Origin of the sequence: Solemya velesiana gill symbiont (genome assembly GCF_002020805.1) — a bacterium.
Lineage (GTDB): Bacteria > Pseudomonadota > Gammaproteobacteria > Chromatiales > Chromatiaceae > Sedimenticola_A.
Genome location: NZ_MPRJ01000011.1, coordinates 16,789 through 38,496, shown reverse-complemented (window position 1 = coordinate 38,496; position 21,708 = coordinate 16,789). Strand labels below are relative to the sequence as shown.

At 51.4% G+C, this 21,708-nt stretch carries 18 protein-coding genes and 1 pseudogene; 4 read left to right on the top strand and 15 right to left on the bottom strand.

Going from position 1 to position 21,708, the window contains the following annotated elements:
- Nucleotides 1–263 precede the first annotated feature (263 nt).
- From BOW53_RS02805 to nagZ, 8 genes and pseudogenes are all read right to left on the bottom strand, one after another.
- A pseudogene (locus BOW53_RS02805) lies at nt 264–525 on the bottom strand (hypothetical protein); the annotation flags it as partial.
- Between the two features lie 243 nt (nt 526–768).
- Complete coding sequence (locus BOW53_RS02800) at nt 769–1,008, bottom strand: HP1242/YdcH family protein (protein WP_078486001.1); 240 nt, start codon at nt 1,006–1,008, stop codon at nt 769–771.
- A gap of 106 nt (nt 1,009–1,114) precedes the next feature.
- Entirely contained in the window at nt 1,115–3,193 is a 2,079-nt protein-coding gene (gene fusA / locus BOW53_RS02795) for an elongation factor G (RefSeq protein WP_078486000.1), read from the bottom strand.
- 439 nt (nt 3,194–3,632) lie between these two features.
- Entirely contained in the window at nt 3,633–4,697 is a 1,065-nt protein-coding gene (locus BOW53_RS02790) for a hypothetical protein (RefSeq protein ID WP_078485999.1), read from the bottom strand.
- Nucleotides 4,698–5,168: 471 nt separating this feature from the next.
- On the bottom strand, nt 5,169–5,930 hold the full coding sequence (locus tag BOW53_RS02785; protein WP_078485998.1) for an S-methyl-5'-thioinosine phosphorylase: 762 nt from the start codon (nt 5,928–5,930) through the stop codon (nt 5,169–5,171).
- Nucleotides 5,931–6,275: 345 nt separating this feature from the next.
- Entirely contained in the window at nt 6,276–6,881 is a 606-nt protein-coding gene (locus BOW53_RS02780) for a peroxiredoxin (RefSeq protein ID WP_078485997.1), read from the bottom strand.
- A 165-nt stretch (nt 6,882–7,046) separates the two neighbouring features.
- Nucleotides 7,047–7,487, bottom strand: coding sequence for a hypoxanthine phosphoribosyltransferase (locus BOW53_RS02775; RefSeq protein ID WP_078486004.1), 441 nt, complete (start codon nt 7,485–7,487; stop codon nt 7,047–7,049).
- A gap of 279 nt (nt 7,488–7,766) precedes the next feature.
- Nucleotides 7,767–8,816 (bottom strand): beta-N-acetylhexosaminidase, encoded by a 1,050-nt coding sequence (gene nagZ / locus BOW53_RS02770; RefSeq protein WP_078485996.1) that lies wholly within the window; start codon nt 8,814–8,816, stop codon nt 7,767–7,769.
- A gap of 387 nt (nt 8,817–9,203) precedes the next feature.
- Here nagZ and BOW53_RS02765 point away from each other — a divergent pair, with 387 nt between their 5' ends.
- On the top strand, nt 9,204–9,584 hold the full coding sequence (locus tag BOW53_RS02765) for a flagellar basal body-associated FliL family protein (RefSeq protein ID WP_172838740.1): 381 nt from the start codon (nt 9,204–9,206) through the stop codon (nt 9,582–9,584).
- 37 nt (nt 9,585–9,621) lie between these two features.
- Here BOW53_RS02765 and BOW53_RS02760 read toward each other — a convergent pair whose 3' ends face one another.
- The 7 genes from BOW53_RS02760 to cysM form a co-directional block, all read right to left on the bottom strand.
- The gene (locus BOW53_RS02760; protein ID WP_078485994.1) at nt 9,622–10,101 is read right to left on the bottom strand and encodes a L,D-transpeptidase; all 480 of its coding nucleotides are present in this window, start codon (nt 10,099–10,101) and stop codon (nt 9,622–9,624) included.
- 10 nt (nt 10,102–10,111) lie between these two features.
- A complete protein-coding gene (locus BOW53_RS02755) occupies nt 10,112–10,579 on the bottom strand; it encodes a CYTH domain-containing protein (RefSeq protein WP_078485993.1) in 468 nt (155 codons plus the stop codon).
- Nucleotides 10,580–10,597: 18 nt separating this feature from the next.
- Entirely contained in the window at nt 10,598–11,311 is a 714-nt protein-coding gene (locus tag BOW53_RS13805; protein ID WP_425442887.1) for a methyltransferase domain-containing protein, read from the bottom strand.
- 276 nt (nt 11,312–11,587) lie between these two features.
- Nucleotides 11,588–11,950, bottom strand: coding sequence for a TRAM domain-containing protein (locus tag BOW53_RS13800; protein ID WP_425442886.1), 363 nt, complete (start codon nt 11,948–11,950; stop codon nt 11,588–11,590).
- Nucleotides 11,951–11,998: 48 nt separating this feature from the next.
- The gene (locus BOW53_RS02745; RefSeq protein WP_245831973.1) at nt 11,999–12,619 is read right to left on the bottom strand and encodes a YdbL family probable chaperone protein; all 621 of its coding nucleotides are present in this window, start codon (nt 12,617–12,619) and stop codon (nt 11,999–12,001) included.
- Between the two features lie 21 nt (nt 12,620–12,640).
- The gene (locus tag BOW53_RS02740) at nt 12,641–14,734 is read right to left on the bottom strand and encodes a hypothetical protein (protein ID WP_078485992.1); all 2,094 of its coding nucleotides are present in this window, start codon (nt 14,732–14,734) and stop codon (nt 12,641–12,643) included.
- Between the two features lie 13 nt (nt 14,735–14,747).
- The gene (gene cysM, locus BOW53_RS02735; RefSeq protein WP_078486002.1) at nt 14,748–15,641 is read right to left on the bottom strand and encodes a cysteine synthase CysM; all 894 of its coding nucleotides are present in this window, start codon (nt 15,639–15,641) and stop codon (nt 14,748–14,750) included.
- 125 nt (nt 15,642–15,766) lie between these two features.
- Here cysM and BOW53_RS02730 point away from each other — a divergent pair, with 125 nt between their 5' ends.
- From BOW53_RS02730 to BOW53_RS02720, 3 genes are all read left to right on the top strand, one after another.
- Nucleotides 15,767–17,800 carry a TonB-dependent receptor plug domain-containing protein gene (locus BOW53_RS02730; RefSeq protein ID WP_078485991.1) on the top strand — a complete coding sequence of 678 codons (2,034 nt, stop codon included), beginning with the start codon at nt 15,767–15,769 and terminating at the stop codon, nt 17,798–17,800.
- A gap of 335 nt (nt 17,801–18,135) precedes the next feature.
- Nucleotides 18,136–18,912, top strand: coding sequence for an ABC transporter substrate-binding protein (locus tag BOW53_RS02725; RefSeq protein WP_172838739.1), 777 nt, complete (start codon nt 18,136–18,138; stop codon nt 18,910–18,912).
- Nucleotides 18,909–21,665: a response regulator gene (locus BOW53_RS02720; RefSeq protein WP_078485989.1), complete on the top strand. Its 2,757-nt coding sequence runs from the start codon at nt 18,909–18,911 to the stop codon at nt 21,663–21,665. Before BOW53_RS02725 ends, BOW53_RS02720 begins: the two co-directional genes overlap by 4 nt.
- Nucleotides 21,666–21,708: the final 43 nt, after the last annotated feature.

Sequence of the window (21,708 nt, the reverse complement as noted above, 5' to 3'; positions counted from 1 at the left end):
CAATTTCCGCCTGTTTAACCCACTTGCGTAGGGTCTCTGCAGTACAGCCTACCTTGGCAGAAATCGATTGAATCGCTGCCCATTGTGAACTGTGCTGATACAGAAGGGTGGATGACAAATTTACAGTTTTAGGTGGAATTCATACATTTACTTGGCGTTCATATACATGTGATTTTACATAATATTAATTATGCGCTTTATATAGATGAACTGGTGTTTGAGTCTTGATCAAGCCGCAACCTGATTGCCTGCTGTCACCTCGATCTTTGCTTGCGCCAGGTTCTCTCTGCACATTGTGATAACTTGAACATCATATGCAGCATGCCGTCACGGGTATCGCTAAAAGCCAGCAATTCTTACCGGTCCTTTTGTAGCGTTAACGTTGCCTTTCAAATGCCTTGTACGCATCTGTTCGGGTTTTTGCCTGCCAAATTCCATGCAAAGCCGATTTCACTTTTGGCTGAATCGACGCTTTGGTGCATTCATGCCTCTGGCTTTGAGACTGAGCAATACCTCGCGCCAGTTATTGTGCATTTATGGATGCACGAGCTTGAAATCCAGCGACCTCAGCAGCACAAAAAAACATGCGCGCAACGCGGCTTGTCGAAATACTAATAATTTATTAAAAATATCAGTAGGATACGTGGAATTACTAAGTAAATTTATAGATTGTGTCGGGATGTCTCGAAAAATCAGAAGTGTTGCGAGGAGTTTTAAGTATGACCCGCAGATAACCTCTGCGGGTCATATCGCAGGCCAGATTGGGTCTTAACCCTGTCTCAGGCGGGCGTAGATCACATCTTTAAGCTGGGCGCGCTCGTATTTCATTTTTTCGATTTCTTCGTCGGCGATGGGCTGACCCATCTCTTCGAGCTCGCGGATTTCGTTGTCGATCTTGTCGTGCTTGGCAACCTGGGCTGCAAATTGAGCATCGGCAGCACACATGGCTTCAAGCTTCTCGTGGTACTCTGGAAATTCGTGGTCGATATCGTGGTGCTCGGAAAGCATGTCCCCTCTCCTTTTTGTTGGCTACACGGTAGAAAAGACCGTTAAAGGCATTAGCGAGATGCACTGCCTTCCTCTTTAGTGAGAAAGGCAGTGCAGCTGTATCGATTTAGCCCTTACGCTCCTGGACTTCTTTGATGACGGCCTCAGCAACGCTGTTCGGGCAAGCCATGTAGTGAGAGAACTCCATGGAGAACTGTCCACGACCAGAGGTCATGGTACGCAGGTCGCCGATGTAGCCGAACATCTCGCTCAGAGGTGCGTCGGCCTTAACGCGCACACCGGTGGCACCCGCTTCCTGGGACTTGATCATGCCGCGGCGGCGGTTCAGGTCACCGATTACGTCACCCACGTGATCTTCAGGAGTGAATACGTCCACCTTCATGATGGGCTCCATCAGCTGAGGCGACGCCTTGGGTACAGACTGGCGGTAAGCGGCCTTGGCTGCGATTTCGTAGGCGACTGCAGAGGAGTCAACGGGGTGGAAACCTCCGTCCATCAGGATGACCTTGACGTCCAGCAGCGGGAAGCCGGCCAGGGTGCCCTCTTCCATACTGTTTTTGAAGCCCTTCTCTACTGCGGGCCAGAATTCGCGAGGTACGTTACCACCGGTGACCTGGGATTCGAATTCGAAGCCGCTGTTCTGCTCGCCGGGTTCAATGACGTAATCGATCTTGGCGAACTGACCGGAACCACCGGTCTGCTTCTTGTGTGTATAGCTGTCTTCGGTGCGCTGGGTGATGGTTTCGCGGTAGGCAACCTGGGGCTTACCAACATTGACCTCAACGCCGTGGGTACGCTTGAGGATGTCGACCTTGATATCCAGGTGCAACTCACCCATGCCCTTGATGATGGTCTCACCGCTCTCCTCGTCGGTTTCGACGCGGAACGAGGGATCTTCCTGCATCATCTTGTTCAGTGCGATACCCAGTTTCTCGGAGCCTGTCTTGTCTTTGGGGGCGATCGCAATGGAGATCACGGGATCCGGGAAGACCATGGGCTCCAGGGTGGCAGGGTTCTTCTGGTCGCACAGGGTGTGACCGGTCTGGGTGTTCTTCAGACCCACCAGGGCGATGATATCGCCGGCCTGGGCAGAATCGAGCTCTTCACGGGAGTCGGCGTGCATCTCAACGATACGACCGATACGCTCAGTCTTGCCGGTGTAGGTGTTGAGCACGGTGTCGCCCTTCTTCAGGGTACCGGAGTAGATACGGGTGAAGGTCAGGGCACCGAAACGGTCGTCCATGATCTTGAACGCCAGGGCGCGCAGGGGGCGATCGGGGTCCACGATCGCCTTATCACCGGTCTCATTGCCTTCCAGGTCCACTTCAGGCTGGGGTTCAACCTCAACGGGGTTGGGTAGAAAGTCCACAACAGCATTCAGCACCAGCTGGATAGCCTTGTTCTTGAAAGCAGAGCCGCAGTAGGTGGGGAAGAAGTCCAGGGCGATGGTGCCCTTGCGGATGCAGCGCTTGATGTCGTCAATGGAGGGCTCCTCCCCTTCCAGGTAAGCCTCCATCAGGTCATCGTCCTGCTCGACTGCAGTCTCGATCAGTTTCTCGCGGTACTCTTCTACCTTGTCCGCCATGTCGGCAGGTACGTCCTGCAGTTCGTACCTGGAAGGATCGCCGGAATCATCCCATACCCAGGCTTTACGGGTCAGGAGGTCCACAACGCCAGTGAAGCCGTCCTCTTCACCGATGGGCAGCACCATTACCAGGGGGTTGGCGCCCAGGACGTTCTCGACCTGATCGACAACGCGGTAGAAGTTTGCGCCCAGGCGGTCGAGTTTGTTGACCAGGATGATACGGGCAACTCCGGATTCGTTTGCATAGCGCCAGTTGGTTTCGGACTGGGGCTCAACACCACCGGAACCACAGAAAACGCCTACACCGCCGTCCAGTACCTTCAGGGAACGGTAAACTTCGATGGTGAAGTCAACGTGCCCGGGGGTGTCGATGATGTTCAGGCGATGGTCATCCCAGTCACAAGAGGTGGCTGCAGACTGAATGGTAATGCCGCGCTCGCGCTCCTGATCCATGAAGTCAGTGGTTGCCTCACCGTCATGTACCTCACCAATCTTATGGGTCTTACCGGTCAGATTCAGAATACGCTCAGTGGTGGTGGTTTTACCTGCATCTACGTGAGCGAAGATACCGATGTTTCGATAACGTGTAAGGTCTGTCATTTCTGTTTCCTAGTTTACCCAACAGTACCTGGTGGGGGTTGTGACGGTTCCTGCCAATATTTCAGGTGTGGCTTTGCGGGTGCAGACAGTACCAGCAAAGAAGCCAAAGTCAATACCTGAAAGTGATCTGATTTTGCCTAGAGGCACCCTATCTAATAGGTAAATGATCAATCAAGACAAGCAGACAAAAGTCTTTGATGAACCCGGTAAATTTCTACGTTTTAGTAGGAATTGTTACTTTAACTAACATCCATTACATACTGATTAATAAGTATATTTACAATCAATAAGATCAAAATTTAACTGTATGTGCCACGGGTGTAGAGAGTGTTTCAACACTAGCCAACTGGCAGGAATTCAACAAAACGGGCAATTTCTGCAAAGAGATGAAAATTCAAAAAAAAGCGGGCCGGAGCTTTTTTGGTTTGATCCCTCTACCCTACTCTGCTGCCGGTGCTGTTGGCCTGGGCGCATAGGAATAGGGGTAAGGTGCATATCCGTAGGGAGCGGCTGCAGGTGCGTAACCGCCGTAAGGATATGGCCAGTAGTAAGGTCTGCTGCGACGTGGGGGAACGGGGCGTTCCGGCCGTTCTGCCACAGAGGTCCCCTCCTCGCCTTCGGAGGTTGACGCTGCGCTGCCATAACGGTCCGCAAAGCTCGGGCGTGCAGGTGGTTGGGGACGTTCCGGGCGCTTGGCCCAATCCGGGCGTTTAGGGCGGCTGCGCGTGGCCCAGTCAGGGCGCTCAGGCATCGGACGTCTGTAACCGGGTGTAGCCCACTCAGGCCGTGCTGGCGGTGTGGGCCTGGCTGGCCGCTGAGGTGCAGCAGCAGAGGCCTCGCTGGATGGTGCAGGTGCAGCCGGTGCAATCTCTGCTGATGCAGGAGTTTCAGCTTCTACTGCCTGGGCGGTTGTGGTGGCTTCTGCAGCAGGGGGCGGTACAGCTTCAGGCTGGGCCGTTACCTCTGCAACTGGCGCTTCAGGCTGTGGTGCTGCAGGTTCCGCGGTTTCTGCCGGGGGTTCTGCAGGAGCAGCCGCCTCCGTCATCTCCACTACGGTCTCAGTGGCAGCCGCTTCAGCTGCCGGGGAGTCGGCCTGGGGGGCTGCCTCGGCAGTGGCTGTCTCCTCCACTGCAGGAGCGGGAGCCGCCGCCGATGAGTCGGCAGTTTCTTCAGCGGTAGCCACTGCTTCAGATTCTACGGTTTCAGCGGATTCTGCAGCTGGCACAGGGGGCTCCGCCTCAGCCTGTTCTGTAACGACGATAGCAGGCTGTTCGCCAGCGGTTTGTGCTTGCTGCTGATCGGCAGCTTCTGTTTCCGCTGGTTCCACTGCTGTTTCGACAACCCCGCCTTTCTGTTCGATGGACTGCATGTACAGAAAGACTGCGGCTACGATGGCGGCCACAAGAATCATCTTACCGATCGTTCCACCAATGGAACTCTTAGCCTTTTTAGGTGCAGGCGCAGGAGCGGTTTCCGTCTGGCTTGTCTGGTTTTCGGAAGCCATAATGCCCATTTCCTCCAATTTTTCTGAATTTGTGCATTATTCGCAGTCTGTTCAACAGGCGCTGCGGTTTCCTGTTCTTCCTTCACTGATGAAGCAACGGCTGCTGGTTCAGCAGTGGCCGAGGGTCTTGTTGGTTCAGCTGATGTTTCTGCCTGTGTAACTGTAGCAGATTCGACGGCAGCAGATTTTTTCGCGACCTTCTTTTTAGCCACTTTTTCTTGGCGGTCTTTTTCTTCACAGCAACCTTCTTTTTAGGAGCGGCAGCAGTTTTTTCTTTGACTCTTTGGGTTCCTGCGCTTCTTCGTTTTTTTCGTTGTCGACCATGTCGCAACTCCCCATTGTTTAAATTTCAGCAGTAACCAGCGATATTAGCATATGCTAATAAAACGTACTTGAGCTGAGTCAAAGTCAGGACATCGTTATTCGCATAGGCATAAACATTGATAATTCTGTCAGTTAGTGTGTTTTTTATCAGTTTTCAAGGTCATGCAGGAAATTTTGACCTGCAAATATCGAAAGTAATTTACGCACCCTCTCCATTCCGTCTATCAGGTGCTTTTCAATTTCGTCCATGGTGATTGGCCCATCACTGCGCCCAGCTGCCCAATTTGCCACCACGGAACAACTGGCGTAGCAGACGCCGAGCTCCCTGGCCAGTGCCGCCTCCGGCATGCCTGTCATGCCCACCAGGTCACACCCATCGCTGCCCATGCGGTCGATCTCTTTCGCGGTTTCCAGCCTGGGGCCCTGGGTAGCACCATAGGTGCCGTTAGTTATGAGGTCGATTCCGGCAGATTCCGAAGCCTCAATCAGGGCGTTGCGCAGTTCATTGCAGTAGGGCTCTGTGAAGTCGATGTGGGTTACATGGGAGAGGTCCGTTTCAAAATATGTATGACTTCTACCGTATGTGTAGTCGATTATCTGGTCGGGAATGACGATACTTCCCGGCGCCATATCTTTTCTGATACCGCCTACGGCAGCGACACCGATGACGCGTTTGATACCAATATGGCTGAGGGCCCAGAGGTTGGCCCGGTAGTTTACCTTGTGGGGTGGTATGGTGTGAGCAGACCCATGCCTGGGAAGAAACACCACCTCAAGCCCATTGAAGATGCCATGTACCAGCGGTGAGGAGGGTTCACCAAAGGGGGTGTGTATCACTTCCCTTCTTACGATCTTCAACTCTTCGAGTTTCGTGAAGCCTGAACCGCCGATTATTGCTAAGTCTGACATTATGTCCCCTGCCCTTCGCGCATTATTAGTATCGTCTTTATCTTATCCCAAGGGCCGGATGCCACCTAGTCTCTCTTTTACGTGAACATCCTGTTACACCGCCGCTCCTCGGCTCTGGCATCCTGCTTCGCCTCTATCTCCGTGGGAGCCGCGCGCCTCGCGGCGAATGGGCCTATTGCACACTTGGTGATTGGATCAAGGCCGCTATCGGGGCGGGGCGCCCCTCCCACACCCACAGGCAGTGATCAAATCCGACGAGCTACTCCTCCATCCCTGGCATAAAAAACCGGGCTCCCCTTGTGGAGAGTCCGGTTTTATTGCTACCGGTGAGTTACCGGTGCGCGATTACAGCTCTTCAGCGTTGTCAGCGAGGTAAGCAGCAACACCACCAGGGGTCGCGGTCATACCCTTGTCGCCGTCTTTCCAGCCTGCGGGGCAGACTTCGCCGTGCTCTTCGGTGAACTGCAGGGCGTCGATCATACGCAGCATCTCGTCGACGTTGCGGCCCAGGGGCAGATCGTTAACCACCTGGTGACGAACCATGCCGTTCTTGTCAATCAGGAAGGAGCCACGGAATGCAACGGCACCGTTGGGGGTTTCCACATCGTAGGCCTTGCAGATTTCGTGGGTCAGGTCAGCTACCAGGGAATAGCCAACCTGGCCGATGCCACCTTCGTTGACAGGCGTGTTACGCCAGGCGTTGTGGGTGAAATGAGAGTCGATGGAGACACCGATTACTTCCACGTTGCGCTTTTTGAACTCTTCCAGGCGGTGATCGAAAGCGATCAGCTCGGAAGGACAAACAAAGGTGAAATCGAGGGGGTAGAAGAAAACAACGGCATATTTGTCGTTGGTTGCATCTTTGAAGTTGAAGGCATCAACAATCTCGCCGCTGCCGAGTACAGCTGGCGCAGTAAAATCAGGAGCTTCACGACCTACTAGTACACCCACTTTAGTGTCCTCCAAAAGTTGTCAGGTAAAATGAATTAGACGTTTTCTAAATTTGAAGACGCATCCTACTTGGATATTTCCTACTGATCAACTGTGGATATAAAAAAACCTCCCCTGCCGCAGAACAGCAGTGGGAGGTCTCAAAATTTTTTATCGGTCTACGGCTTAAGCGCGTGCTGCAAACATCCCGCTCTGCTCGAGTTTCGGCAGAAGTACGGAAGATTCACGATCCAGGCGCAACTCAATCGCATCGAAGAGTTCGATGGTTGCATCCATGAAATCCTGTGTGAATTCAAAGTTGCAGTCCTTGAGCCACCGCTGGTGATAGGATTCGAATTGCTTGCGGAGCGGTTTCTGACCTAAGATGAAACCCCATGCCAAAGACTTCAGCTTCGGGTCTTCATGGGTCAACAGGGGGGGGTATACACCCTTGTCCTCCGCGGAAAGATGGTTTTTCAGTTTTTGACCCAGATCGCAGAGCAGTTTGTGCGCTGTTTCTGCCGTGGGTCTGATCTTGAGCTGTTCAGGGGTCATGATTGCCCTGAGATCGCTGATCATTTGAGCTATTTCTGTCTGACGGCCACGAAAATCATCCAATACCTTCATGATTGTTTCCTCCAATTCCTACTGGTGTACCCCGCATCCAGTCACAATCGGCCGATTCTCTATTATTTGATTGCCTGCCTTGGCAGATCGGCCTATTGATACCCTCTGTATGCGGGTAATAAAACACGCCGAATAAGCATTTAATAATATATTGTATTTATTGTTTTTTGCTTTATTCGAGCGTATGTCCTTTTTTGGCACAAGAACTGATAAATATTTGGCACAAGAACTGATAAATATCAAGAATATTTTTGGAGAGTTTCTAATTTGATTCGTGAGTTACTCCAGCCCGAGGTCAAGAGATGGCGATGTCTCGTACTCGGCAATCAGGTCAATTGCCCTTTTCCAGCGTGGATCAAGCCGCAACTCTTCCTTGGTCTGCCTCTTTCTGCCATGCATTCTGAGCAGCCGCATTTGGGATGCGGGGTCGCTGTAATCACTCAGCGCCTCCAACACCTCCATCGCACCCTCGGGGTTATTGCATACGAGGACCATGTCACATCCTGCAGTGAGGGCTGCATCGGCCCGCTCGGCATAGCTTCCCGCTTCACCGGCTGCCGCCATGGTCAAGTCATCACTGAAGATAACACCCTGGAAGTTCATGCGTTTTCTCAGTACTTCCTGTAGCCAGAAGCTTGAAAAACCAGCCAGATCCGGAGATACCTTCTCGTAGATCACATGGGCAGGCATCACTGCTTCGACACCACCGTCGATCAATCTCTGGAAAGGCATCAGATCTTCCATCATGACATCTTCCGGGCGACGCCTGTCCACGGGAAGCGCCAGGTGAGAATCTTCGGTAACACCGCCGTGTCCTGGAAAATGCTTGGCAACAGCTGCCATACCGGCATCATGTACACCTTTCATCCAGGCTGAGGCGAGATCGGCAACAATGGCGGGTTGCGTATGGAATGCCCGATCACCAATCACCTCGCTGACACCCCTGTTCAGATCGAGCACAGGTGCAAAGCTGAAATCGACCCAGACACTTCGCAACTCGGATGCCATCAGCCAGCCAGTCAGCTCGGTATAATGACGGGCCGCCAGGTGGTTGCTGTTGTAGAGCTGGCCGAACCAGGCGGCGGGCGGCAGGCGTGTGAACCCCTCTTTGAATCGCTGTACCCTGCCCCCTTCCTGGTCCACGGCTACGATCAGTGAAGGTTCTCGCAGCGCGTGAATTTCGCTGACCAGTTCGTTGATCTGGTCGGGCGATTCATAATTTCTGGCGAACAGGATAACTCCACCGGTTGCAGGATGGCTTAGCATCTCCCGTTCTTCCTGCGTCATATGGTGACCTGCAAGGTCGAGCATCAATGGGCCGTGGCTCATCGGAGTGGTACTCTGCAAGTTGTTCGTGTCATTAATAATTCCAGTTTTTATTGTTATAGACGATAATGTAGATAATTAATCCGGCACCATAATATGCCATGTTCAGCCGTTGTGCGCAGGCCTGCAGCAAGGCATCAAAACTTACTGTAGCACTCCTACAGTAAGTTTTGATAACGCAGTCTGTAGGTCTGCGCACAACGGCCTTTGGTTCCCAAATTAAAAAGTGAGGTGCTTCAAGAATGTCCCTGCTCCGCGTTGTGGCTCTTGCCAAGGGAATAGCCATTGCCAGCAAGCCACGCCTTGATCAGGAACATTCTTGAAGCACTGAACATGACATATTATGGTGCCGGATTAATCACAGTCGCAGATTATATATGGAAAAAGAATATGCGCTTTGTATCTCTCGTACTTTTGATCAGTTTACTGGCAGCTTCTTTCAACGCACTGGCCGCCGATGATGAAGAGGCTGAAAAGGCCCCCAAACTCCCTGCAGTCTATCACTCACTCTCGCCATCACAGGTCGCCAATCTGCAGGAGCATAGGAAATATATCCGCTGCGACGTTCAGTTGATGACCAAGGGCGATGAGAATGCCGCAAAGATCAAAATGCATGATGCGGCACTTCGCCACGAAATGCTTCTGCTGCTGGGAGATCAGAAAAACAAGGAGCTGAAGACCCCTTCCGGGAAGGAAAAACTACTCAAGCAAGCCCTGAAATCGCTGCAGCAGGTTATTGAAACCCTTGAGGGAGACAAGGAGATCATTTAGGATCTCTATTTCACCAACTTCTTCGTCCAGTAGGTCTCTATTCCAAAATCTCCACTGGCATGCCGTTCTCGACCATGTCGAAGAGGGCCATGATGTCCCGGTTGCGCATCCTGATACAGCCATGGGATCGGGGGATGCCCATGGGTTCGGTGTCGGGACAACCGTGGATGTAGATGTAACGCCGCAGGGTGTCCACATTGCCCCCGAGGTTTCTTCCCGATTCTGACCCGGTAAGCCAGATGATACGGGTCAGGATCCAGTCTCTCTCCGGGTATTGGGCCGCAAGTTCATCTGAGTAGATCTCGCCCGTGGTACGACGACCTACGAAGACCGCGTTCTCGGGTTCACCTGCTCCAACCTTGATCTTTACACGGTGCTTACCCCTTGGGGTGCAGCCACTGCCGGATAACTCCCCTGCCCCATTCAATGCCGTGGATACGGGATAGTTGTGCAGTACAGCCTGGTCACGGTGTAACTCAATGACCTGTTTCCCGAGGTCCACTCTCAGGAAAACCATCTGATCGTCCTTACCAGGATCTGTATGGGTTGTTGATGAGGTTTGCATTGTAGTATCGGAGGTCGCCTGAGACCTCTTCTCCGGCCCAGTCCGGCATTTCAAACCCTTCGTCCTCACTGTCGAGTTCAACCTCGGCCATGATCAACCCGGAATTATCACCTTCGAATACATCCAGGTCCCAGACATGTTCTCCGCATTTAACCTTGTACCGGGTTTTATCGATATAGGGTTGATCGGAATTCAGTTTAAGCATCTCTTCGGCATCGGGCACAGGGATTTCATACTCGAACTCCGCGCGACTGATCCCCTCGGTAGACCCTTTTACGGTAAGGAATGCGGTACCCTTGGCGACTCTTACCCTCACGGTCATACTGGGCTGATTGGCAAGGTAACCCTGCTTGATCCGGGACTCGGAAATAACGCTGTCCTTCCAGGCATCATTTTTCACGAGGTATTTTCTTTCAATTTCGGTCGCCATTCACACTCCCTTGGCTGTTTAAGTCAGTTCTTCTCGAATAGCGCAATGTATTCCACATGGGCAGTATGGGGGGAACATGTTCATTACCCCGGCAGCTACCAGTCGATATCCCAGGTTATGCACAAGCTCTCCTGCATCCCTGGCCAGTGTTCCAGGATAGCAGTAGAGGTAGACCATGCGTTCTATCCTCAGCTTGGGAAGATGCTCAAGCACCTCAAAGGCGCCGGAACGTGGGGGATCCAGCTGGGCATTGTCAAATTTTTCCCGAAGCCACGGTTCCTTATCCAGGCTGTCATAAAGGTTCGCGGTAAAGTAGCGACTGTTGCCGATACCATTGTTCTCGGCGTTCGCCCTGGCACGTGCCACCAGGCCGGCATCACCTTCCACACCGACCACCTCTTGAGTGCGCCTGGCCAATGGGAGCGTGAAATTGCCCAAACCACAAAACAGGTCCAACACGCGATCGGTCTCCCCTGGATTGAGCAGATTCAGGGCGTGGTCCACCATCAGTCGGTTCAGCTCGCTGTTCACCTGGGTGAAATCACTGGGCAGGAAGTGGATGTCGAGATAGTAGGCAGGCAGCCGGTAACGCAAGTCTACTGTCTCGCCTTCCAGGGGACATATGGTCTCTGGTCCACCTTCCTGCAGGTAGATAACAACGTCGTGCTGCGCTCCAAATGACTTCAGGCTGGCATGATCGGCATTGGACAGGGGTTCCAGGATACGAAACACCAACACGCAGAGCTCGGAGCTCGTCTCCCATGGAGACTTCGATCTGGGGCACTTTTTTCCCTGATTGAAAGCGATGCAATCAGTTCACCCAGTGGTGTTATCAATTCCCCCACTTTCGGATGGAGTACATGACAGCGCTCGATGTCCGTTATAAAACTGGATCCCCTCTCCCGGAAACCTACAAGTACCTTGCCCTTCTTGGGTACATATTTAGCGCCTAATCGGGCTTTTCGGCGGTAGCCCCATGAGGAAGGTGAAACAAGGGGGGCCAGGATTTCACCAAGTTCCACTTTTCCTATGCGCTGGAAAGCATCCATGAGGGCTTGCTGCTTGGTTGAAACCTAGGTTTCCGATCTTTGATGTTGCAGGCTGTGCAACCTCCACAAGTGCCAAAATGGACGCACTGCGGCTCCACTCCACCCGGTCAGGAGAAGCGGTGATGACACTGCTGACCTGCCCCTCGTCATGTTGCTTGGTCTTCCTGGTGTAGAGAAATTCAATCTCGTCACCCGGCAGCGCGCCATGGATGAAGACCACCTTACCATCGATATGTGTTACACCCCGGCCGTCATGGCTCATGGATTCAACCTGGGCCCTGACGGGATCCGGGGGTAAACGTTTGCGTCTGGTGCGTGCCATTATGGTGTGACGCTCCCATTAGTGTGGATACTGCTCAACGCTTTCACCTTATTTCTGTTTCCACTGACCTCTGGTGTTCTGGTACCACCAGCCTCTACCGGCTTCACGTGCCCATGTCTTTGCGAAAACAGCCCGGACGTCAGGTTCCCACTCCGGGTGTCCATTGGCATCGGCAATTGCCCGGTAGAGTGCGTTGCGGTCGCGGTTTTCAGCGGAGATCAGCTTCTTGACCTTGGTTCTGTCTTTGAGCGAGATGGCAGAAGCCTTGCGTGTTGCGACCAGGGCGTCGCGGGTAAATCCTATGGCGCCACTTTTGTAGTACGGAGCCAAACTTCTGTGCCGGCTTTTCATCGAGGCACGCAGCTTGCGGATCTTGGGGGTGTTGACGTTGAAGTCGGGTTTAGCAGCATGGGCCTGGGGCACGAAAAAATCCACCACGTTGGATGCTACGCGGGCAGAATAATGGCTGTAGTCGATGGCGCTCGCACTGTTGTCATCGGTCTTGGGCGCGTCTTCATCCTCGACTTCTCTGTCCTGGCCAAGAATTTCGTCGACAATCTTTTCGGCAGCCTCCTCGGCCTGGGCTGCGGGAAAATAGATATTGATTGTCACGCAAGCTGCCAATATCAGCAGGGTGGCAAAAGCCGTACTCAGTTTGATCATCCTCATCGTATCGCTCCAGGTTGATGGTTATTCGATAACAGGCGCTCCGCCTTCGGAAATCTGTTCCAGTTTGCTAATAAGAACATGCCAGTCCGTACTTGTGTTGAAGCCGACAATATCAATACGCGGCAGCCCTCCGCCCTTGACAAGATAGTAGCCCTGCTTGGCCGGTTCGATACCGCCCATTTCACACACGCCATTTTCCAACCGGCATGTAATGCCGAGCTTGTCGTAGCTGAATTCCTCAAAAAAACGCAAAAAGCTACGTGATAGCGCACCCGAAACACCCGCACCGCCAAGATTCGAGATGTTGTCCACCGCTTTCTGGCTGATACGGTGACGACTGCTGTCGTTTTCAGGAGTAGCAAATCGGGCATCGAAGGCGATTGGCTGCCAATCTTCCAGGCGGAGTGAATCAATCCTGCCATCCAGTTTTCCGGTAATTTTACCAAAGGAGAAGGTCCTGGTCAGTGCTTCCAGGTCAAGGTTTTTCATCGTGATATCCGCACTCAGTACTGGCAGAACGCCAAAAAGATCTTCCAGCACCAGGTCTCTGATCACGACATTTCCTTCGAAGACTTTAAACAGGGCCATACCGTCTACGCTGAGCCGTCCTTCCTCGTAGGTTACGCCAGGAACCATGCCGGACAACTGTCCGGAGAGTATGGGCCAGCCAAGGGCCTCGCTGAACGACTCCATCGATATTGGTGTCAGGTAGCCCTGGAATTCCACCTTCGGCCCCACGTCTGTCAACCCAACCCTGAATTTCTCAGCGTTGAGGGCGCCATCAAACAGCGGGATTTTTGACTCGGAAGCGAGTTCAATCTCTCCTCCATAAAGACTCAATGGCAACACTGTGGGGCCAATATTGATATTTTCGAGAAGATGCCCCCCTTCCCAACGTACCTTACTCGGTTTTGACAACCCTGAAGCCTGCCAGTTCACTTCACCTTCAACGTTGTAGAGGGCAAACAGGCTCCCGTTAATCTCTTCCGAGACTTTATGTTCTGCAAAGACATTCAACAATCTCGTGTTGATTTGGGATAGCTCGTAGTCCTCCATCTGCATTGCAACTTGTAACTGGCCTGCCAATTCAAGGGATTCAAACAGTGATTCCGCCAGAATGGGCTGAACATAGCGTTGATAGAGCACGGGCAGGTTTATCGGATCGGTATTGAGCTTTAGTGACTTGAGACCGGACTCCCCGGCTGCTTCGGTAATCCTGTAAGCGGCCTCGGCTGAAAAGGAGATGGTTTCCGGATCTCGGAAGTTGAACTTGGATACAGAGATGTCACCCTTTGTTTCGTGGTAGTCGTATGCAAACCCGATGTCGATCGGCTTGTTACCAGGTTCGAGGTAGAAAAATGGTGTTAACAAGGCGCCGGAACGCAGAGAAATATCTTGTTTTCCCCTCCAGTTACTGCCTGAGTAACGCCCTCTCCCCTGCCATTTTCCAGCCAGGGACTCAGCAAGATATGCGCCTTCCGAATCACTGAAACCGAAATCACCGAATTCAACTTGCCAATCCACCGCCCTGACCACCGAATTCTGGCCTTTCAGGTTCAGGTTTGCAGTCATCATCGTCGTGAGTACAAGCTCTTCAGGCCAATCATCCGGGAGATAATCCTGAAAGGCATGTAGCATCTTTTCAGCATTCAGGCGCTTTCCGGTCAGTTGCGCATGCCAGTCCTGTTGAGACTGGTTGACCTTGATGGAAAGGTTCCCAAACACCGTGTATATAGTTCCGGTATTGAGGGCTAATTTCCGGCTTTCTTCGATCCAGTTGAAGCTTACGGGGATTCGGCCCTTTTTGAGCCAGGGATGTTGGATGTCTATCAGCCCCTTTTGGCAGCCGATCTGGCCTGATGTGAGGGTTCCCTCAATGCAATCCAGAACCGGAGATTGGAGCACAAAGGGAAGTGAGGGGTGTTGAATACTTTTTGCCGATATCTGGAATATTGCAGCATCAGGACCGGAGAACTTCAGCTGCAACTTGACGCCTTCGGCCTTCCAGTCGGCACCACTGATGGTTCCCATACCAAGGTCTATGGAGTCGATAGCCTGGGCAAGATTCGAGGTGAGTGAAATCAGCAGCCAAAAAATGGCTACAGATTTTGCCACCGGGTTGAGCCATCTACTCAGCCGGGAATACTCCGGTTGACAGGTACCTGTCCCCACGGTCGCAGATAATTGCCACAATGACAGCATTTTCCACTTCCTGTGACAGTTTCAAGGCAGCTGCTACAGCACCTCCCGATGAGATTCCGGAAAAAATTCCCTCCTCGGTGGCCAGCCTCCGCGTGGTGTCTTCTGCCTCCTCCTGGGTAATATCCATTTCGCGATCGACCCTCGACCTTTCGAATATTTTTGGCAAATACTCCTCTGGCCAACGACGAATCCCCGGAATACTTGCTCCTTCAGCCGGTTGAACACCCACGACCTGTATGTCCGGATTCTGCTCCTTGAGATAGCGCGAGGTACCCATAATGGTTCCAGTGGTACCCATGGCGCTTACAAAATGGGTAATCTTGCCATGGGTGTCCCGCCAGATCTCAGGTCCAGTGGATTCATAATGTGCCTGAGGGTTGTCCAGGTTGGAGAATTGGTCCAAAACCTTGCCCTTGCCCTTCTGCTGCATCTCCAGCGCCAGATCACGGGCACCCTCCATCCCCTGTTCCCGGGTGACGAGAATCAATTCAGCGCCGTATGCGCGCATGGATGAACGCCTTTCTACACTCAGGTTATCGGGCATGATCAGTATCATGTGGTAACCCTTGATGGCAGCAGCCATGGCAAGCGCTATACCGGTATTGCCACTGGTGGCCTCGATCAGGGTGTCCCCAGGCTTGATATGCCCCCTTTTTTCCGCCCGCTGTATCATACTCATCGCGGGTCGGTCCTTCACAGATCCGGCTGGATTATTACCTTCCAGCTTGACTAAAATGGTGTCACTGCTATCAGTGGAGAGACGCTGCAGTTTCACCAAGGGAGTATTGCCGACGAAATCTTCGATAGTTGGGTAATTCATACTGAGGATTTTACGGTAAGAGACAAATAAAAACGAAGCAAGTATAGCCGAAATGTGACATGACTTTTTCATGTCAAATCACATGATCGGCTGGATTACTGCTGAACAGAACCAGGCGACTGTCTATGAGAATCGATAACCAACAACGGGTAAAGCGCATTTTTCTGGCATTTACCACGGGAAGCGCACTTCTGGGCCTCGGGCAACCGGTCTACGCCCAGGAGAATCTGTCCGAAGATCTTTTTTTTGGCGAGATACCTGTTGTGCTCACGGCAACTCGAATCCGACAGCCCATTGAGAATCTCCCAGCATCTATTACCGTCATTGACCGGGACATGATCAATGCATCCGGCGCTAGTACTATCCCCGACCTGTTACGCCTGGTTCCGGGCTTTCAGATCGGCGTGGTGACAGGCTCAAGGTATACCGCAAGCTACCACGGCGTGGCCGACCAGTACCCTCGCGACATGCAGGTACTGGTCGATGGTCGCTCGGTATATGATCCGACTTTTGGTGGCGTCACCTGGTCGGATTTGCCGGTTTCAATTGAAGACATTCAGCGTATCGAGGTCATCCGTGGCCCAAACGCTGCCGCTTATGGTTCAAACTCTTTTGCCGGAATCATCAATATCATTACAGAACACCCGTCCAGTCAGCAGGGTGTGGCGACTAACCTGCTCTTGGGTCAGGCCAGAAATCGTAAAATACATGGAAGATTCGCCGATAGGCTTGAGAATTTGGATTATCGCCTCTCTGTGACCTATGACGAAGGTGATGGTTACACCGGCAGGCATGATGATTTCGACACCCAGAAACTGGACTTTCGTGGTGATTATTCCCTGTCTGACAAGGACGGCTTTCTCATCAAATTGGGATTCACCGATGGTCTGAGAGAAGACGGGGTGGCAGGTGATGAATTCCAGCCGTTCCGAACTGTCGATACGGATATGCATTACCAACAGCTTCGGTGGACCCGCCAGTTGGCCGACAATAACGAATTTTCACTCCAGTTTTATCACAACTACCAGTTGCTCGACGATTTTTACGAACTACCGCCTCCCTATACCGGAATCTGGATCGGCCTTTCACAATTCGAGTCCCATCGGGCAGACCTGGAGTTCCAGCACAACCTGACGCTGGGTGAGGACTGGAAGATAGCCTGGGGGCTGGGAGCCCGGCACGACCGAGGAAAAAGCCATTGGCTGATGGGTACTGACGATTGGATAACCCGCGACCAGGCGCGCGCCTTTATCAATGCTGAAAAGCCAATCTCAGACCAGCTTGTTCTAAACCTGGGTGGCATGGTGGAAAAATTCGAGAATCAGGATGCCCTGTTCTCTCCCCGTTTGGGGCTCAACTATCATTTCGATGAGAGAAATACCTTAAGGATAGGCAGGTCCCACGCCTACAGGGTTCCAACGCTTGTGGATCAGAATGCAGATGTTCGGCTATATGATGCCAACATGAATACTGCAGTTCTTCCACCACCACTACCTCCAATTCCCCTGGTTCCCTTCTACCTGACAGTGGGCGATCTCAAACCTCAAAAAATTGAATCTTTTGAAGTAGGTTACATTGGCAGTTTCCCCAGATACGGAATCACATTGGACGCCAAACTGTTCAAAGAGAAAATCACCAACGCAATTACTGCAGCTGCGGATGATCCAACAAATGCCCCATTTGACCTCTACCAGACCTACCAGTTCATCAACGGTGGTTTCTACGATCTGTCCGGTTATGAATTGGAATTCAATTGGCGACCATCTCCCAGCGTACTTTTACATGCTGGATTCAGTCACATTGACTTCAGCGGTAAAAAGATTGAAGACGTAGGTGATTCTCCAGAATCAATATCCAGTAATAGCGAACCGGTTTCCAAACACATGATCAACCTGCTGGGGAGTTACCGGTTTGACGATGGCTTGGAAATCAGTGCGGCATACTACCGCACCGCTGAGCTTGCGTGGTCAGGAGATGGTGATATTGCACCTGATTCAACTCGAGCAAATATCAAGGTTTCTAAATCATTTCGCCTGGACGGAGCCGACGGCGAAGCCAGCGTCACCCTGGAAAATATAAGTGCGGACGATCCCGACTTTTACTTAAGTAATATCCCCGACACACGGCTCTATCTACAGTTAAAGATGAACTGGAACTAGTCTTTAGAAAAGCGACTCTCAAGGAATGAGGCACATCATGATCATATTGAGATCATTGCCAAGGCTTTCATGAGGCAGGAATATTGAATAAATTCTTTTTCCTGCCTAATAAATCGAGACGTAGCCAATACAGGATTCGGCTATGGTCGATGTTTGCTGCCTGTTTTATCCTGCACCTTTTTCTGATCCCTGTAAGCCTAAGTGCCCAGACATCCAATATCCGCATTTTCGTAGTCAAGAGTGGATCTGCATCCATATACCAACAGCTTACGGATGCATTCAGAAACGAGATCAAGAAAGCATGTCTGAAAAAACCGGTAGCAGCCTGCAGGGACATGGACATCGAGATAAGCTCAATCGATGAGCAGGATCTGGATAGTCGCCTGCATACGCTTGATTCAAATGACCTGGTGATACCCGTCGGAAAAAAATCGGCCGACTGGCTCCATGATAAGCGAATCGCTCATAAATACAGGTACAAGGCCTTATATACGCTTCTCCCGAAAGCTTCCTACGGCCGTCTTGCAGTTTCTGACAGTCGATCATCTGCAATATTTATTGATCAACCATTTGAACGTCTGCTTCATTTTTCCAAGTTAATTTCTGCCGGAAAACCTCATGTCGGTGTATTGCTTGGCCCCAGCACAAAACAATACAGAAATCGGCTGGAGTCAGTGGCATCAGAAATGAATATACCAATTCATTTTGAAACAGCAGATTCCAGCGATCAAATCGGAAACAAACTGCGAAAACTCTTTTCCAGTACCAATTTGCTTCTGACACTGCCGGACCCGGAGATCTACAACCGCAAGAATGTGGTTGGGATCCTGCTCTCCAGTTATCACAACCAAGTGCCGGTTTTGGGTTTTTCTTCCGCTTACGTGAAGGCTGGCGCCCTTGCGGCTGTATATTCGACACCTGAAGATATCGGCAAGCAGATCAGTGACACGGTAAAGAAATACCTTGGTTCAAATGGAAAAAGGCTGGATTCTCCTGGATATACTGAATATTTCAGCATTTCCACAAATGAAAGTGTTGGTAAATCCCTGGGCATATCACTGCCTGATGAGGACAAGCTGAAATCCCTCCTTTTGCAGGAGGAATCGAAATGACTATCCGGGGCTTTTCAAGGATTAAGATCAGGGCCCTTTTACTCGGCATTCTTCCCGCTGCATTGGTGGCCGCAGCGCTGGGCACTTACATCATTACGTCACAGATTGATAATCTAAGGGGGGCATTCATAGAACGAGGATCAACCCTTGCCAAGGAGGCTGCGGCCACGAGTGTTTATGGCCTTTTCTCCGGTAATGAAAATGTTCTTTTCCAAAGCCTCAACCCAATCAAGCGCAGACCAGATGTGATCGCCATCCTAGTATACAGCTCCGAAGGCGAAGTGGCAGCTTTTATTGGCGGCTCCCAGAGTGACAGGATTGATCTTACCCAGGGCGATTTTGAACGCGACAGGGTTTTCACAGAGCAAGTGGTCGCAGCGCTTGCACCTGCTGATTTAAGCGATTATCCCGACCAGGAAACAGAATCCACAGAGATTCCCAGCACCCTTGTGATGGGTGAGGTTGTCTTGTTGATGAGCGATGACAGGCTCAAGGAAAACCAGCAGAGGATCATACTTGTCAGCTCGTTGATTGCCCTTGCCGGGCTTCTGATAACCGCCGCGATCGCCTTGGCCCTGAGCCAACAGCTGACCAAACCGATCTCACGCCTGACACAAGCGGTGATCAAGATGAAGCATGGTGATTTTTCCATAAAGGTACCTGAAGTCTCCAAGGGTGAGTTGAGAAGCCTCGAAGAGGGTTTCAACTCCATGTCCAGCGATTTGAAAAACTCGCGGGATATTCTTGAAGAACAGGTCAAGCAGGCTACCGCCGATCTGATACAGACCATGGAGGCATTGGAGATACAGAACGTTGAACTGGATCTTGCCAGAAAGAGAGCCATGAAGGCGAACCAGGTCAAATCCGAGTTTCTTGCCAATATGAGCCATGAGATCCGAACGCCAATGAATGGTGTGATCGGGTTTTCCAGGCTGTTATTGAAATCTGACATGTCGTCTGAACAGCATGAACTGGTCGAGACCATAGAAAAATCGGCTTCAAGTCTGCTCACAATCATCAACGATATTCTCGACTATTCGAGATTGGAGTATGGCAAGCTCGAACCAGAGTCTACACCTTTCGACATTTACGACTGCTTCGAGGAACCCGTTACACTCCTGGCACCAGCTGCTCATGAAAAGGGACTCGAGCTCACACTATTGATCTATTCTGATGTGCCAGAGCGGTTGATTGGCGATGAGACAAGGATCCGGCAAATAATCGTAAACCTAATCGGCAATGCTATTAAATTCACGCACGAAGGGCAGGTAATTGTTAGGGTCATGCTCGAAGGCGAGACTGAAAACCAATGCTCCATTCTATTTTCTGTCACTGACACAGGCATTGGAATCTCCGCTCAATTACAACAGAGCCTGTTCACATCATTCAATCAACTCTCCACTAATATCAGTAAGAATTATGGAGGAACAGGGCTCGGACTCAGTATCAGCCGAAAGCTGGCTGAAACGATGAAGGGCAAAATCAGCGTGGAGAGTGAAGAGGGACAAGGGTCGTGCTTCAGGGTTTATCTGGGTTTGGAAAAAATTCGGAATCCGCTCGACATCCCACATGATCAGTACACCGAATTATCAGGAAAACGCTGCCTCGTGGTTGATGATCATGAACTATCCCGTCATTCCATTGTTCACATGTTGACGCATATGGACATGAATGTTGATGGAGCAAGCCTCGCATCTCTCGATTCGCAAGAATTCAATGAAGGGTACGATTTCGTATTGCTCGGGGCTTCAACTCACGAAACCGCCGAGGAGGTCGATGGCAGAGTCCAATCAATCAGGCAGAGAACCAATGCATCGATCCTTGTTCTTGCAAGCACATCGGATCATCTTGTACTTGATAAGTGTCAGAAAATTAATGGCGTTACTCGGTGTACAAGTAAGCCCCTTGGACGAAACGCGCTTTATCGTATTTTAGAACAGGGCGTATTTGGCAAAGAAAGAGCTGCAACAAATGGCCAGGTAATTGAAAAGATACCGGATCTCAATCAATACCGTTTTCTTGTCGCGGATGACAATCCCACTAATCTCCGGTTGATTGTTGCCCTGCTACAAGGCAGCGGAGCAGAAATAGAAGCCGTGCAGAATGGTGAAGAAGCTATTAATGCTTTCTCAGAAGGCCACTATGACTTGGTGATTCTTGATATTCACATGCCGGTAATGGATGGCAAAGAAGCAACCAAGATCATCAGGTCAAGTGAACCCGAAGATACACATACGCCTATCGTTGCATTAAGTGCCGATATCGTTCCGGGTCACAGGGAAGATGCCGTATCAGTGGGTTTCGATGAATACCTGGTCAAGCCAATTGAAGAGGAGAGACTCTGGAGCGTGGTCTGCGGATTGCTGGGGAAAGATTGCGGCGTAAAAGCTATTCCGAAAGCCTCCCCCTCTTCCGGTCGCGATATTCTGCCATCACGGGATGCTGAAGAGGCATTGCGAATCGCTGGGGGTAGAAAAGAACTGGCCGACGAGATGTTCATGCGTTTAATCCAGGATCTTCAAACAATGGGCAAACAGTTGCGGGATAATCTGGAAAACCAGGACTGGTCAGAATTAAAGGAAAACGCACACCGCTTGCACGGCTCTGCTGCGGTCTGTGGCGTCTCTGCCCTGAAAAAATATGTTTCTGACCTTGAGCGGGCCGCAGATGAGGAGAGTCTTGAGCAGGCTGTTCGATCAATGTTGCTGGTTGATCAGGAGACCGCCACCCTCTCCTCTCTGAAACTTGCTTGATCCTGTTTGTTTACTTGATAACCTGAAAAACAGTTATTTCAGG

Coding starts and splice junctions, on each gene's coding strand:
- BOW53_RS02720 (WP_078485989.1), top strand. CDS start 18,909: ATGACTATCCGGGGCTTTTCAAGGATTAAGATCAGGGCCCTTTTACTC.
- BOW53_RS02760 (WP_078485994.1), bottom strand. CDS start 10,101: ATGGTTTTCCTGAGAGTGGACCTCGGGAAACAGGTCATTGAGTTACAC.
- fusA (WP_078486000.1), bottom strand. CDS start 3,193: ATGACAGACCTTACACGTTATCGAAACATCGGTATCTTCGCTCACGTA.
- BOW53_RS02800 (WP_078486001.1), bottom strand. CDS start 1,008: ATGCTTTCCGAGCACCACGATATCGACCACGAATTTCCAGAGTACCAC.
- BOW53_RS02730 (WP_078485991.1), top strand. CDS start 15,767: ATGAGAATCGATAACCAACAACGGGTAAAGCGCATTTTTCTGGCATTT.
- BOW53_RS02765 (WP_172838740.1), top strand. CDS start 9,204: ATGCGCTTTGTATCTCTCGTACTTTTGATCAGTTTACTGGCAGCTTCT.
- BOW53_RS02725 (WP_172838739.1), top strand. CDS start 18,136: ATGGACATCGAGATAAGCTCAATCGATGAGCAGGATCTGGATAGTCGC.
- BOW53_RS02785 (WP_078485998.1), bottom strand. CDS start 5,930: ATGTCAGACTTAGCAATAATCGGCGGTTCAGGCTTCACGAAACTCGAA.
- BOW53_RS02790 (WP_078485999.1), bottom strand. CDS start 4,697: ATGGCTTCCGAAAACCAGACAAGCCAGACGGAAACCGCTCCTGCGCCT.
- nagZ (WP_078485996.1), bottom strand. CDS start 8,816: ATGAGCCACGGCCCATTGATGCTCGACCTTGCAGGTCACCATATGACG.
- BOW53_RS02775 (WP_078486004.1), bottom strand. CDS start 7,487: ATGAAGGTATTGGATGATTTTCGTGGCCGTCAGACAGAAATAGCTCAA.
- BOW53_RS02745 (WP_245831973.1), bottom strand. CDS start 12,619: ATGAGGATGATCAAACTGAGTACGGCTTTTGCCACCCTGCTGATATTG.
- BOW53_RS13800 (WP_425442886.1), bottom strand. CDS start 11,950: ATGGCACGCACCAGACGCAAACGTTTACCCCCGGATCCCGTCAGGGCC.
- cysM (WP_078486002.1), bottom strand. CDS start 15,641: ATGAATTACCCAACTATCGAAGATTTCGTCGGCAATACTCCCTTGGTG.
- BOW53_RS02755 (WP_078485993.1), bottom strand. CDS start 10,579: ATGGCGACCGAAATTGAAAGAAAATACCTCGTGAAAAATGATGCCTGG.